Below are 14,790 nucleotides of genomic sequence, written 5' to 3' on the forward strand. Positions count from 1 at the left end.
TAAAGATATTAGCAAATCCTTCTTTTTACGTCAACAGTCAAAAGCTCTCTTCCAAATGGAAGAGAGCTTTCCCAATTGCACGACAGCATGTTATTAATTTAGAACGCCGCTGCCGACTATTGTAACCTTTACTTCCGGGTGAAAACGAACTTGGGCATATTCTTTATTCCAGTTTAGGCTTTTCCATAAGTCCGGGTAATGGGCAATTAAATGTCTGCCAATACCGAAGGAATCACAACCACTTTGCTGAAGTGTCTTGATAATTTGTTCTGCGTCCTGAGTCATGTCATCGGATAACTGGCTGTTCAGACGTTCAATTGTGTCTTTATCCTGAAGATGATTCATTGCATACTCAACGATCGTTACTGGAAGTTCGATACGGAGGTTCACATCAATTTGGCTATCACTTGCCACCTTTACCGCAAGTTTGCGCTTAATTTGTGCGATATTTGCTTCATAAGTGACATAGTTCCGCGGGTTGTTGGAAGGCCCTGGGTGGACCTTTTTGACAAAACGCGCTGTTTTATTCCATTTCCCACTCATAATAATGTATAGAGGAGCCTGTTCGGTCGTAAGACTCCCATTGAACCTTTGCCCATGAAACAGGGCGATTCCCCTAGCATCAATCTCCTCTCCATCCTTATATAGATAAGGCAGTGTAAAATCCTGTCCCGGATCCAGCATGGGAGGGAGAAGGGTCTCTAACGTCATTTCCGGAAAAATACATAATTCCTCCAGACTCTTAATTTTTTTGGTAATAAAATCACCAATCAATATGCTGCCAACTTTTTTTTGGTGTAACAGATCTCCGGCATCGCCATCCACAATAGCAATTTTCACATGTGATGTTGGGTAATCGGGTTCCCGATATAAGACGTCCAGGTAGGGGTAGATATCATTTTGTGCGAGTTTGTTGCCGTATAAGATCATCCCATATTTGAAAAACCGGATATCACCAGTCACTTTAGCGCGAATTCTATCTGTACTTTGACGGACGGATCTCCCGGTGCCTGAGTGGACTTCATTACCGCTGCTCCCTTGTTGACTCTCAGAATCATCGACAATTTCAAGCGTCTGTTTAATTTCACCCTCTGAGGTGATGTCAAACGCCGAAGCATTAGCCAGTCTTGCATCTTTTAAACTATCCTGATCCCAACATCCCGTCATCACCATGAGCAGGGTCAGCAGGATGAGGATTTTCCCCCGTTTACTCATATCATCTTCTCTTTTCGTTTCATTATATAAGATAGAACCAACAGGAGCAGAGGCAGGATCATGAGAAAAAAGTATGCCGATCTGTTGGCTATCGTACTAATTAACTCAAGTTTTTCCTTCTGTTGTGGCAGATACGCAATTATGCAAGAAGCAAGAACGACATAAGGCACGGCTTTTTTATGGTGTTTTTGTTTGAAGAGATAACTTATACCATAAGATGCCGTATAGTAATAGCCACATATGGCCCCAAAAATGGATATTAACCAGATAGGGAGGAACAGGAAATCGGCCCGATCCATTGTTCCGAGTGGGATAGAGCGGAGCAGATATATGACCGGTTCAGGCATTAAGTCAAGTTGCTGGGGGCTGAACGCCGTTGAACAAATGAACACGGTGAATGCATACAACACCACAACTACAGCACTTGCTAAAGCAACAGACTTGAGTTTGCCACCGCTGCTACCTTCAACCATAGGAAACACAACGAGAAAAAACTCGAATCCAAACATAGCCATTAATGTTTCGGTTGATCCACTAATGATATTGGGCCATCCTGCTTCGGTTAAAGGCAAAAGATATAACAGATTAACTTCCTTGAGTCCATAACTGATCAATACCATCATGGGCAAGACCAAAAAGGAGATGAGTACCAGTACTCGGGCAATGATTCGTAATTTTTGCCGAACCAAATAGATACTGCTGAACAAGAAGAGGGCTAATATAGCCCACCGAGGCGTATCCTGCAGCATCCAGCGGTTAATCACACTGTAGGCGTTCACCAGAACAGAAGTACCCATTAACAGGAAATATCCAACGTAGGCAATGATCAGCAACTTGCCAATCCATTTCCCCGTAATCAGCGTTACAATGTCATAAATGGATGAACTCGGGAATCTTCGCATCAAAAGCCAGCACAACAATATGACAAGTTGGATCAGGAACCCTCCAAGGAATACAGAGATCCACCCACCGCCTTTAGAGAGAAGGTGTATACGGTAAGGGAGGGACAAGATATCTACACCAATTTCAAATTTCAAAATGAGCAAGAATAATTGTCCCCGAGTAATTGTTGTTTCCTTATTCACGTTTTTTCCAACTCCTAGAGAACTTCTGCTGATTCAGCCGCTGCGGGCGGGCATCATGAGGACGCCCGCGAAGCGCCCAGATGGGAAATCGAATCCATACATCCTTCATGTCAGCTAATCGGAAAGGGGCCACTGGAGCAAAATAAGGCGATCCGAAGTTTTCCATCTTACAGAGGTGAATGGTTAGAATTACCAGACCAAATGCGATGCCGATATATCCAAAAAGCGCCGCTCCAATCATCATTGGAAAGCGGAGAATACGGACTGCCGAACTCATCTCATGCGAAGGCACCAAAAACGACGAGATAGCGGTTAGTGAAACCACAATAATCATTGTATAGGATACAAGCCCCGCACGAACGATAGCATCTCCGATAACCAAACCGCCAACGATGCCGATGGTCTGGCCCACACGGCTGGGAAGTCGGACCCCGGCTTCTCTTAATACTTCAAAGATCAGTTCAAGTAACATTGCCTCTACAAGTGCAGGAAAGGGGATGTTCTGTAATGATTTCTTGATCGTGTGTGCCAGTTCGATCGGTAAAATAGCGGAGTGAAAAGAGATGGTTGCAATATAAACAGCAGGTAATGTAAAAGCAATGACAAAACTCATCATGCGAATTAAACGTAAAAAGGAACTGACAATCCAGCGACCATGATAATCATCCGGACTTTGATAAAAAGCAAAAAACGTAACTGGAGCAATAAGAGCTGAAGGACTTCCTTCGGCAAGTATGGCGACACGTCCTTCCATCAAGTTGGCAATAACCCGGTCAGGTCTTTCTGTATTGAGCTGCTGGGGAAACAGAGAGAAGGGGTTATCCTCCATAAACTCTTCAATAAAACCTGGAGCGAGCACCATATCTGAAGATATGGACGTGATTCGCTCTTTTACTTCGTTCACTAACTCCGGATTGGCCAAGTCTTGAAGATATACAACTGCAATTTTGGTATGTGTCTTCTCGCCGACGTTAAAATATCGAACGATTAAGGATGGACTAATAATTTGTCTACGGATCAGATTCAAATTAACCGAAAGCTGCTCTACGAATCCATTATGCGGCCCTCGAATAACGCCTTCATTCTCCGGTTCGGTTGTGCTTCGGACATACATTTTCTCGGTAGAAAGAATGTAAAACTCCGGGTACCCATCGATTATGTAAAGACTTTTCCCTTGAATAAGTGAATCTATTCCACGTTGCAGATCCGTATCTTTTCGACTTTCTAAAGTCGTGAACGATGGGTAGATTTCCGAATGAGCTTGGCCATTCAGTGCTGTTAAGACATGTGTTTGAATGATCTCCTGATCTACAAGTGAATCGATATAGAGAAGCACACTCTGTACACCATTAAGTAGAAGCTGTTGTTGTTTCAAATCGTCAGTACAGTAGAGGGACTGTTCAACATAAGAAATATTCATTTTTAATTCAGAAAAAGCCTGATTGGTTGGGGTCATTGATCCACCTCTTTATAAAATGCGACATGGATTATCTTGTGCAAAATCAAGACTATTATGCAATAGGCGCTTCTTATTCAAAGAACTTATAACCAAACATTGAAAAAATAGTTGCACAAAAATCCATAATTTACAATTCAATTAGAAACTTTTTCCTAAATCTAGCGTCTAATACTATGACTTTTTGAGGGGTTATACATTACTAGAGAGTAGAAGGAGCCAAAGACAACACATGAATATGAAGAAGAAATTATCCATTTTTACCGCTTTAGCCGTTTTTCAAGCATTTGCAGTTGGTTCTGTGAGTGCGCAATCAGCACCGCAAGGTGACACCGCGTCAGTAAACACAGCCAATGTAGAATCAGTTGAGGTGTTACAGCAAGAGCAGCCGATTGCAGAGCGTGAAGTGAAGACGGAGAGCAATAACAAATCTATCAATACTCCGCCCACTGAAACCAAGGACACTCAAACCTCAACCGGCACTGAGGCAACACCTAAAACAGAGAGCGAGAAACCTGCATTGGATGGGGGAGAGACGACTACAAACGAAACGGGTGAAAAACCTGTAGTTCAAGAGGAAACCCCTGAGAAGGTTGAAACGCCAGCTACGCCTGCTCAGATAGAGCAACCATCCATTGATGGAACGTCTCCTGCAGCAGCAGGTGGGAATCTGACGTTGTACATGAATAGCAACAAAATGGAGCAGGATGGAAAAACGTATCTTGCTGGACAGCCAATGGCTGTAAAAAACGGTGTATCCTATGTTGCAATCCGTGCGCTGGTTGACCGTGTGGGATACGGCGTCAAATATGATAACAAAACCAAGGAAACCATCATTATTAGTGGTGAAGATGAACTCCGATTCAAAACTAACAGCAAGGACTATACGGTAAATGGAGAGGCCAGAACGATGAAAGGCCCTGCTTATCAGCAAAAAAGTACATTCATGGTGCCGTTAACTTCCATTACTCAAGCTCTGAACATCACCTATAAAGTGAATCAGTCGGCTAAAACGGTTGTGTTGAATCTTAATACAAAACCTGTTGCAAGCTTTACCATTTCCCAAAAGGAAATTTTTGCGGGTGATCAAGTAGACTACGTGACTTCTTCCAGTTCACCTAATGGAATGGATATCGTTGACGAACGCTGGACTGGTCGCCAGGATTCATTTGATCAAGCAGGTACATATACGATTTCATATCAAGTACAGGATTCCAATGGTCAATGGAGCGATCCCTATTCAACTACGATTGAAGTTTTGGCTCCTAATCTTCCTCCTGTAGCCATGTTCGCCACGGATAAAGAAGAGTATAAAATGGGCGAAAAAATAACATACACAGACCAAAGTACAGATGATGAAAATAATATTGTTAAAGCGGCGTGGGAGAACAATTCACTTGCGTTCTTTGAACCGGGTCCAAAAACGGTGACTCTTACGGTAACTGACAATCACGGTGCTACGAACACGTACTCCAAAGTCATCACCATAACCAATGAGACCTTATATTCATTTACCGATTTTAATTTACTCTTCACGCCGGTAGGACAGAAATTCACCTTTAACGGCGGCGAAGTGACTACGATGGAGAAAGTGCCTTATACGTACATGGATGAGCCAAGTTTGCTGATCCGCAGTAACAGTCCGGAAACTGTGAATACGGAAGGCATTGTATATAAAGAATCATCTTCGGGGCAGACCCGTTTCATGATTCACCACGTGAACAATACAGGCAAAAGAGTAAAAATGTATGTGATTGCAACCAATAACAATCTGAATCCAGCCGTATTTGAACAACAGAATATGGGCTTTGCCGGACCTACACCGTATGCTACCGTAGCTGGGAAATTGTCTATTGATAAATGGTTCAAGTCGATTCAGACTGGAGCGGATCAAAAGAAAGAGTACCTTCAACCTGGGGAAAGCAAACTGATTTTGACAGAACTTAATAAAACGCCGATGAAAGAAGGACAAGTAATCTCCCTCTATTCGGACGCTTATAGTGATTATTCCTTAGACTATAACGTTATCCTGGTGGAAGAAAATAAAGATCCTTTCGAGGCTTTGTCATTGCTACCTGTGCTGGATCGTGACGGAGTACACAACCGGGGTACGTACCCGAATGCGACTCGCATTATAAAGTACGATGAGCACGTGGGAATCAAACCTGCCCGTCTGCCACTTGGTGACAATTCAAGCGATCCCAATCTGGTAGGAACAGATCCGATGGCTTACACAGACGCATCCAATGCGGGTAATTTCGGCGTATTGTACAAAATTACGCTGACCAATGTTGCTCCGCGTACACTTATCTCCTTTAACCCTCGTGGAGGGAAGTACTCCGGAGTAGCTCTGGTGAACAATCAGTTGGTATCGATTGCCGATGGTAACGTTGCGGTTGCCAATTCAAGTGAACAAAGCGTGCTTTACCGCACCGGTTCAACTGGAGAGAGCGTAACCATTCTATTCTCTGCCGCGCCGGGAAGCAACCTGCCGGTCAATCTGCTCTTTACACCACTCCCATCGGAGAAGTAAAGGTATATAAAGTTTTATATCTAAATCAAAGGCAACCGAACAGGAATGATTCGGTTGCCTTTTTTTGCGTTGGAAGAAATCAGACTATAGTTGGGAATGAATCATCTTTGTTTAGGAGAGGTTATTTTCCAATAACATTCCCACTTGTTTTCCCATAACTTGAGGTGAATAGGGCATGTCATTAATAAACCACCATTCTACAATTCCTACATAAGCTGGTGAGATAAATTGAATAAGAAGCTCTTCATCTATTCCTTGTTTTTTTCCCTCGGACATATCCCAACCATTCTTAATATCGTCTGTGACAAAATCGAGGAACCTGCTACGGAAAAAAGGAGCTCCTTTACTAGTTAACATTGCTGAAAAGAATGAATAATGTTGTTCAAAATATAAAAACCATGTTGCACTACCCTCTAATGTATCCGTTTCAGCTTCCAATTCACACAATCTCTTTAATTCCTCAATATGCTCTTCAATAAGCTTATCCAGTAGATCGTACTTATCCAAGTAATGCAGATAGATCGTTCTACGATTAACATTAGCTTGATCAGCAATATCCTGAATCGTAATGTCATCAAAACTTTTTTCAGACATGAGTTCTATCACTGCTTTTTTGATAGCTTCTTGAGATTTCAAACTTCTTCTGTCCACTTTAAGCATGTACATCCACCTAACTTTCTTGAAAAGTAATTCACAATTTGAGTCGCGTTGTGTATTAATGCACGAATCCTGATGTTTTGTGGTTGTTGATACATTTTATTTATATATAATAATACACGAATGAGTATTAAGCCCTCAATGTGAATTTAAATTATTATAAATGATTACAGCCAAAAGGAGGAGAGTTTGGTTTCAATCATTTGAATATCATCTTGGGCGGAGTACAGCATGAGAAAGAGAATATGGAGCAACGGTGGGGGTAATAATCATGTCTAAACGAAATAATTTATTTATATTTATATTAACTTTGGGTGTCTTCGGAATCTTAAATACTGAAATGGGCGTTATTGGGATATTGCCTCAAATTGCTGAACAGTTCAATGTTAGCGTGTCTCAAGCAGGATTGCTAGTAAGTCTGTTTGCACTTGCAGTTGCGATATCGGGTCCCATTCTGCCTTTAGTGTTTTCGCGTTTTAATCGCAGAGGGGTAATGCTACTTGTACTCGGTGTGTTCGTGATTAGTAACATTTTCTCTATATTTGCAACAAACTTTACATTCGCAATAATTGCTCGTGTTATCCCGGCATTTTTACATCCCGTCTATATCTCGATCGCTCTGACAGCAGCAGCTAGTTCGGTTAGTGAGAAAGAGATTCCTAAAGCAGTGTCAAAAGTCATTATGGGCGTGTCTGCTGGCATTGTGCTAGGTGTACCCATCACAACTTTTATTGCCAGTATCGCTTCAATTGATGCTGCTATGACTTTTTTTGCTATCGTGAATGCAGTAGCATTCATTGGTGTATTGCTATTTGTTCCATCCATGCCTGTCAGAGAAAGGCTTTCATACGGATCTCAACTACGTGTATTGAAGAAAGCAATAACTTGGCAATCTATTGTTGCCGTTATATTTGTAAATGCAGCAACGGCTGGAGTGTATAGTTACTTCGCCGAATATCTTGCGACCATTACTCATATTTCTGGGAAAGGCCTCAGTCTAATGTTAGTTATATTTGGTGCAGCCAGTTTGTTTGGTAACGTATTAGGAGGAAGATTGCTTTCCAAAAATGCAATTAAGTCCGTAATGATCTATCCATTTGTATTTGGAGTAGTCTACATCTTCCTGTTCTTTATGGGCCAATTCACTGTCCCTATGTTCATTATTGTTGTTATATGGGGAGTGCTGTATGCAATCGCAAGCAATATTAGTCAGTATTGGATTACGTCAGCAGCTCCGGAAGCCCCTGAATTCGCGAATGGATTATTTCTAACATCTGGTAACCTGGGCGTAACCATTGGAACAACTGTTGGAGGGTTGTTTATATCAGGAATGGGGGTTCGGTACATTGTAGTAGGTGGACTGTTATTTTTGATATTGAGCCTGGCGTTTATCCTATTAAGAATTTATATGTATACTCCTAAAAAACAAATCTCTCATTGAGAATTTAACCTTTTGTTATCTTGGGGACACGTTAATAACGTGTCCTTGTTTTATTGAAGAATAACCACACTAAAGGTAAAGCGCACTTTTATTATGAACCATAGATATCCTTTATAAATTGAATAAAGTGAGCGGTAGCTGAGCTAAATATCCTATTCTTTTTCCAAGCGAGTACATGATTTGTTATTCGTTCAGGTTCAAAGGGAACAAAACATGTGCTATTACTTTCCCGGATTGTATATGATCCGCTTACACATATGGCATACCCCAGTTTCCGTTCTACCAACTGCATCGCATTAGTCAATAAATTATGGGAAGCAAAAATAGTAAGACGATCATTCTCCACACCAAGCCAACTTGCAATCTCATTCTGCACAATTGTCCGACGGGGTGGAATTAAGGGTAATGAAAGTATTTCTTGAATCCCAATGGTTGATTTCTGAGCAAGAGGATCATCTCGTCTCATCAGAATGCCCCACTTGTCCGGATAGGGTAATCGAACATAGTCATATTTTGCAGTTTCAATGGGTTCCAATAATATGCCAATATCGATATTTCCTCGATCAAGCTTTTCTCTAATGTCATCTCCATCTGCACTATACAGTTCATATTGTACTCTAGGATGCCGGTTAGAGAATTTCTCTACAATTTCTGCCAACGCTTTGGATACAATGGACTCCACACATCCAATAGAAACTACTCCACCAATTAAATCCTTTTGTTCTGCCAGATCTCTTTCTGTCTTGTCTAAGAGGGAAACGATCTCTTTTACCCGTTGCTGATACAAGAGACCGCTATCTGTTAGTGTAATCTGTCTTTTTCCTCGTATCAACAAACGCGTACCCAGTTCTTCTTCAAGATCCATAAGCTGCCTGCTTAGTGTTGGTTGCGTAATATGAAGGATTTCTGCTGCTTTTGTTATATTGCCTACTTTAGCCACAGTTAAAAAGTATTTTAAAACCCGAATATCCACAACTTATCATCCTTTCATAATGCATCGGATAAATCATTCACAGATGATTATACGATACATATTAGGCATGATACAAAATACACCATAGGTATTAGTAATTATACAGATAGGAATTTACAATGAATGGAGAACGTGACTTGAGAGTTATGTAGTGAATAATAGAATATGAGGTTGAAACTATGAATAAATCGAAAATGCCATTTTCGACCCCGTTGTTATTTACGGATAAAGATTTAATGAAAATATTTATTCCGTTAATTATTGAACAAATTTTAGCATCTTTGATCGGATTGTCAGATTCAATCATGGCAGCTTCTATAGGAGAGTCAGCCGTATCTGCAGTTTCTTTAGTCGAAATGATTATGTTACTGTTAATAAGTTTATTCGCAGCTTTAGCTATGGGTGGCACAGTGATTGTAGGGCAATATCTCGGAAAAAAACAGGAAAATCAGGCCAGAGAAGCCTCGAATCAATTAGTTTGGTTTGCTGGAGCAGCAGGGCTTGTTATTATGATTTTTATTTATCTCTTTAAAAGCTTTATTTTAGATATTCTCTTTGGCAATATCACCGACGAGGTATATAACTATGCCAACACTTATTTATTGATCATCGGAGCTTCTATTCCTTTTTTAGCTCTCTATAACGCTGGAGCTGCCATATTCAGAACGATGGGCAACTCCAAATTGCCTATGAAAATTATGCTGGCTATGAACATTCTGAATATAGCGGGCAATGTCTTGTTCATATATGGGTTCAATATGGGGATTGCAGGGATTGCTATTCCTACTTTAATTTCCAGGATAGGTGCTGCAGTATGCATTCTAATTCATCTAACAAATCCTAAGCAAATTCTTCATCTGAATAAAACCGTAAAGCATAAGTTTAATTCAATGATGATTAAACAGATCATGCGAATTGGTGTACCTTATGGAATAGAAAATGGAATATTCTATTTTGGACGATTGTTGATACTAAGTTTGGTATCTACATTTGGAACAGCTGCTATAGCTGCAAATTCGGTTGGCAGTACGATTACTTCATTGCAAGCTTTACCTGGAATGGCCATTGGTTTAGGTATGTCCATAGTCATTTCCAGATGTGTAGGTGCTGGAGATTTTACACAGGCTAGATACTATACGAAAAAGATACTTGGTATCATTTTTGTGGCACAGATTGTGAGTTCCGTGGTGAGTTTAGCCTTGTTCCCAAGTATACTGAGCATTTATAATTTTTCAGTAGAAGCAACGCAGTGGACTACTGAGATTGTGTGGAGCCATGCGATTGTCATGATATTGATTTGGCCTTTCGGCAATGCACTTCCATCGGTATTTCGGGCTGCTGGAGATGCAAAATACCCCATGCTAGTGAGTATGATTACTATGTTTTGCTGTAGAATTATGTTCGCTTATATCTTGGTATACCTATTTGATATGGGGATGTTTGCAACATGGATAGCTATCTATTGTGATTGGTTGATAAAAGGAGGGCTGTTCATTTGGAGGTATGTTAATGGGAAATGGACTACATTCCAAGCTACCGAGCTAAATGGCAGGAAAGCTGAATAATTAATCGAATTGCTTGAAGGAATGGCTTTAAGCATCGAAGTTCACAAAAGCGCTCCAAGCTGCGGCGCAACGAATTTAAGAAGCTACGGGCGTTTCCCGGTATTCAACCGAGGAACGCCCGTTTAGTCTTTTCTGGAATCGGTTCTGGTTATAGAACATAGTATATTCGCTCACTTGCTGCTCAACCTCCACTTGGCCGGGATTAGCTGTTGGAACGAGCCAGGCACACTTCCTTAAAATCTTATAAGAAATTCTTGATATTTCAGAAATTTATCCGAAAGGCGGGTGCTATTATACAAATACAAACAAAGACGAGGTGATGAAATGCAAGCAAAGTTGGCAGCGGACGCCATTCCCATCTCCAAAAAGCGAAAGACATGGATAAGGACGATACAAAAGCACAAAGTGATGTATGCTCTCTTATTACCAGCTTTAATTTACTTTGCGGTATTCAAATACATTCCTATGGCGGGAATCATGATTGCTTTTAAAAACTACAACCTGGCTTTGGGGCTATGGGATAGTCCATGGGTGGGATTCAAAAATTTTACGGATTTTATGAACGGCGTTTATTTCTGGGACATCATGAAAAATACGATCGTCATATCGTTGTATAAGCTATTGTTCGGTTTCTCCGCGCCCATCGTGCTTGCTTTACTCCTCAATGAAGTGTATAGCCAATGGTTTAAGAAAATCGTACAGACGATCACTTATTTACCTCATTTTCTATCATGGGTCATTGTGTATGGAATTATGGTAGCATTACTAGCCCCAGGCGATGGTCTCTTTAACATGATTTTGAAGGATTTAGGTGTTGAACCCATCTCGTTTCTAACCGAACCTGCCTGGGGCAGAATGCTGATCATCTTATCTGAAGTATGGAAGGATATTGGATGGGGGGCGATTTTGTACCTTGCCGCCTTGGCAGGAATCGATCCAAGCTTATATGAAGCGGCTCGAATGGATGGCGCATCCAAATGGAGACAGCTCTGGCATATCACGTTACCCGGTATTCGAGGAGTCATTATTCTGATGCTGATTCTTAAATTAAGCCATATCCTGGATGCGGGTTTTGACCAAATATTCATGTTTGCCAACACCTTTAACCAGGAGAAGATCGATATTATTGACACATGGGTATACCGCGAAGGGTTGGAACGTCTTAAGATTGGCTTGGCTACGGCTGTAGGATTGTTTAAAGCTGTCATCGGATTTGCTTTAGTGTTGGCAGCGAATAAGCTCGCCAAAAAATTCGATGGGCAAATCTGGTGAGGTGGTCTTTAGAATGATCCATATGACAATCGGGGAAAAAGTCTGGCAAACCGTCGTTTATGTAGTTCTTATTATATTATCCCTACTGTGCGTGCTGCCCTTTCTATATGTGGTTGCTGTCTCCGTAACACCTGAATCGGAAGTATTAAGAAGAGGGATTGTGATTATACCAGAATCCTTTACCTTTCTGGCCTATAAAGAAGTATTCATTTCTCATGGGATCTGGCAGGCGTATAAAATTACGTTGTTCCGAACGATTGTAGGGACTGCGTTAAACGTGTTTTTTACGGTAATCGCGGCCTACCCGTTATCCAAAAAATATTTGCCCGGAAGAAGTCCATTTTTACTCTTCATTGTGTTTACCATGATGTTCAGTGGGGGATTAATTCCGACTTATTTACTAATCCGCTCTTTGGGATTGTTAAACAGTCCTTGGGTATTGATTATTCCAAATCTCATTAGTGCATTTAATCTGGTGATCATCAAAGGTTTTTTTGAACAATTGCCTGGTGAAATTGAGGAATCAGCGAGGGTAGACGGTGCCAGTGAACTTCAGACGTTATGGCGGATCATTTTACCCCTTTCCTTACCCGTCCTGTCCACCATTTCCTTATTTTACGCAGTCGGGCATTGGAACAGTTATTTTGATGCTATTGTATATATCAATGATTCCAACTACATGCCACTTCAAGTGATTTTGCGCAACATTCTGCTTAACGTTGCAACTCAAAGCGCTGATTCGCTCGCCAATTCCGGGGCTGTCAGTACGTTCGCTGTGCAGATGGCTACAGTAGTTGTAACTACAGTCCCGATATTGATCGTTTATCCATTTTTGCAAAAGCATTTTACCAAAGGTGTACTCCTGGGATCCGTTAAAGGATAAAAGGTGTTCCAACCTAACTTATTACGGGGAAACCGTGATAATATACAAGCAAAGGAGAGGTCAATATGCAGCGTAAAAAGATTTCATTTGCTATTCTATCGGCAATCTTAGGACTTGGAACGCTTTTATCAGGATGTGGGGGGAATGAAGAAGTTACATCGACAACTTCGAGTAATTCGCAAGGCCAGTCTGGCCAGTTTGCAACAAAAATGAAAATCTCAATGTTTAACCAAGGCACTTTTAATGCTGCTGCTCCGGTACCTCCACGTGATGAAGATATTCAACGCCAAATGTTGGAAGAAGAGATGAACATCGACTTGGAGATGATGATTCCTCAGGCTGGGCAAGCAACAACCAAACTGAATACACTCATTGCAGGCGGGGATATTCCAGACTTGATCTTTTTGAAAAGTCGTGCTGATCTTGCGCAATATTACGACCAAGGAGTTCTTGCCGATTTGACACCGTATATGGACCAATTCCCTGAACTACAGAAACGATTTGGCACCGACTCATGGGAGGCAATGTCCTATCAAGGGAAGACCATTGGAGTTCCAGGCTATGATAATGTAAACGGTATCAGTCGAAGCTTCTTCATCCGTAACGATTGGCTCAAAAAGCTGAATATGGAGGTACCAACGACACCTGATGAGTTGTTCGAAGTTATGAAAGCCTTTACAGAGAAAGATCCGGACGGGAATGGCAAAAACGATACGTACGGATTCATCGGTGGTATGAATAAAGAAGGTAATCTGCAAACCTATGGCTTTGATAGCTTGATGTGGATGTTTGGCGTCAATCCTCCTTCAGCCGTTGAGATAAAAGATAATGAACCGGTATTTCTGTTTATCGATCCCAAAATGAAAGAGGCGCTTGCTTACATTAATAAAATGATGACAGCCAAGGTGGTTGACCCGGACTGGGTGACGATGAATTCGCCGGATCTGTTGGACCAAAAGATGTTTAAGGGTAGAGTTGGCTTCATGATCAGAGATGCTCGTAGACTGGAACCGGATTATCAACAGAAAATGAAAGAAATTAGTGGCGAGGTGCCCGAATGGATCGTTATTCCTCCGATGAAAGGTCCTTACGGGGATCAAATTGTAGAGAGAAAATCATTTCAGGGCAATTCATGGGCCATATCCGCAAAAGCGGACGAGGACAAAATCATTCGGATCTTGTCCATGTTAAATTATCTCTTTACGGATGAAGAAGCCTATCCGAACTTTGCATACGGAATTAAAGGCATCCATTGGGATGTTGTAGACGGCAAGATCAAAAATAAAACCTCCGAGTTATCGAAGGAAATGAAAGAGAAGTACCTATGGGTTGATCATTATAGAATGCCGCGCCGTGGTGATGATGCGGAGTACTTCAGTTTCCAGAATCCGAAGACAGCGGAAGCTTTCAAGGACAATCAGCAATATGTGGGGCCAACGTTGCCCGGAAATTTATTGACCCCAGACCCTAGCGATACCTTGGATGCTGACCGCACACGTTTCATTAATGAAAGCTTAGTTAAATTTATGACGGGCAAAGAGCCTCTTTCCAACTGGGACAATTTCCTTCAGACGCTGGATACCAAGTTTGACATGCAGAAATATAAGGAAACAGCAATCCAGCAATTTAAAGAAGCCGGCCTTATCAAGTAAAAATAAACGAAGAGAGAGTGGCTATTCGTAGCCCCTCTCTTTATTAGCATATGCTATT

At 41.4% G+C, this 14,790-nt stretch carries 12 protein-coding genes; 6 read left to right on the top strand and 6 right to left on the bottom strand.

Features of this window, described 5'->3' with window-relative positions; all coding sequences use genetic code 11:
* Window positions 1-93: 93 nt before the first annotated feature.
* From NST38_RS15860 to NST38_RS15870, 3 genes are read right to left on the bottom strand one after another with little or no spacing between them, the layout of a single operon-like run.
* Window positions 94-1,215, bottom strand: a complete 1,122-nt coding sequence (locus NST38_RS15860) for a Ger(x)C family spore germination protein (RefSeq protein WP_036615573.1) — start codon at window positions 1,213-1,215, stop codon at window positions 94-96.
* Window positions 1,212-2,300 (bottom strand): GerAB/ArcD/ProY family transporter, encoded by a 1,089-nt coding sequence (locus NST38_RS15865; RefSeq protein ID WP_036615569.1) that lies wholly within the window; start codon window positions 2,298-2,300, stop codon window positions 1,212-1,214. Before NST38_RS15865 ends, NST38_RS15860 begins: the two co-directional genes overlap by 4 nt.
* Window positions 2,293-3,756, bottom strand: a complete 1,464-nt coding sequence (locus NST38_RS15870; RefSeq protein ID WP_036615566.1) for a spore germination protein — start codon at window positions 3,754-3,756, stop codon at window positions 2,293-2,295. The genes NST38_RS15865 and NST38_RS15870 overlap by 8 nt, the downstream gene beginning before the upstream one ends.
* A 232-nt stretch (window positions 3,757-3,988) precedes the next feature.
* On the opposite strand from NST38_RS15870, the gene NST38_RS15875 reads away from it, so the two are divergent.
* Entirely contained in the window at window positions 3,989-6,289 is a 2,301-nt protein-coding gene (locus NST38_RS15875) for a copper amine oxidase N-terminal domain-containing protein (RefSeq protein ID WP_341344015.1), read from the top strand.
* A 111-nt stretch (window positions 6,290-6,400) separates the two neighbouring features.
* Here the strand turns inward: NST38_RS15875 and NST38_RS15880 are convergent, their stop codons facing one another.
* Entirely contained in the window at window positions 6,401-6,949 is a 549-nt protein-coding gene (locus tag NST38_RS15880; protein WP_036615561.1) for a TetR/AcrR family transcriptional regulator, read from the bottom strand.
* 268 nt (window positions 6,950-7,217) lie between these two features.
* Between NST38_RS15880 and NST38_RS15885 the strand changes: the two genes are divergently transcribed.
* Window positions 7,218-8,387: an MFS transporter gene (locus NST38_RS15885; protein ID WP_036615559.1), complete on the top strand. Its 1,170-nt coding sequence runs from the start codon at window positions 7,218-7,220 to the stop codon at window positions 8,385-8,387.
* Window positions 8,388-8,478: 91 nt separating this feature from the next.
* Here NST38_RS15885 and NST38_RS15890 read toward each other — a convergent pair whose 3' ends face one another.
* A complete protein-coding gene (locus tag NST38_RS15890) occupies window positions 8,479-9,360 on the bottom strand; it encodes a LysR family transcriptional regulator (RefSeq protein WP_036615557.1) in 882 nt (293 codons plus the stop codon).
* Between the two features lie 179 nt (window positions 9,361-9,539).
* Between NST38_RS15890 and NST38_RS15895 the strand changes: the two genes are divergently transcribed.
* Complete coding sequence (locus tag NST38_RS15895) at window positions 9,540-10,925, top strand: MATE family efflux transporter (protein WP_235200833.1); 1,386 nt, start codon at window positions 9,540-9,542, stop codon at window positions 10,923-10,925.
* A 75-nt stretch (window positions 10,926-11,000) separates the two neighbouring features.
* Here NST38_RS15895 and NST38_RS31660 read toward each other — a convergent pair whose 3' ends face one another.
* Complete coding sequence (locus NST38_RS31660; RefSeq protein ID WP_370511442.1) at window positions 11,001-11,117, bottom strand: IS3 family transposase; 117 nt, start codon at window positions 11,115-11,117, stop codon at window positions 11,001-11,003.
* A gap of 132 nt (window positions 11,118-11,249) precedes the next feature.
* On the opposite strand from NST38_RS31660, the gene NST38_RS15900 reads away from it, so the two are divergent.
* From NST38_RS15900 to NST38_RS15910, 3 genes are all read left to right on the top strand, one after another.
* Window positions 11,250-12,197: an ABC transporter permease gene (locus tag NST38_RS15900; protein WP_036615554.1), complete on the top strand. Its 948-nt coding sequence runs from the start codon at window positions 11,250-11,252 to the stop codon at window positions 12,195-12,197.
* A gap of 13 nt (window positions 12,198-12,210) precedes the next feature.
* Complete coding sequence (locus tag NST38_RS15905) at window positions 12,211-13,080, top strand: carbohydrate ABC transporter permease (RefSeq protein WP_036615551.1); 870 nt, start codon at window positions 12,211-12,213, stop codon at window positions 13,078-13,080.
* 65 nt (window positions 13,081-13,145) lie between these two features.
* A complete protein-coding gene (locus tag NST38_RS15910) occupies window positions 13,146-14,732 on the top strand; it encodes an extracellular solute-binding protein (protein WP_076253143.1) in 1,587 nt (528 codons plus the stop codon).
* Window positions 14,733-14,790 lie beyond the last annotated feature (58 nt).

The sequence above is a fragment of the Paenibacillus sp. FSL H8-0104 genome (genome assembly GCF_038050215.1).
Lineage (GTDB): Bacteria > Bacillota > Bacilli > Paenibacillales > Paenibacillaceae > Paenibacillus > Paenibacillus amylolyticus.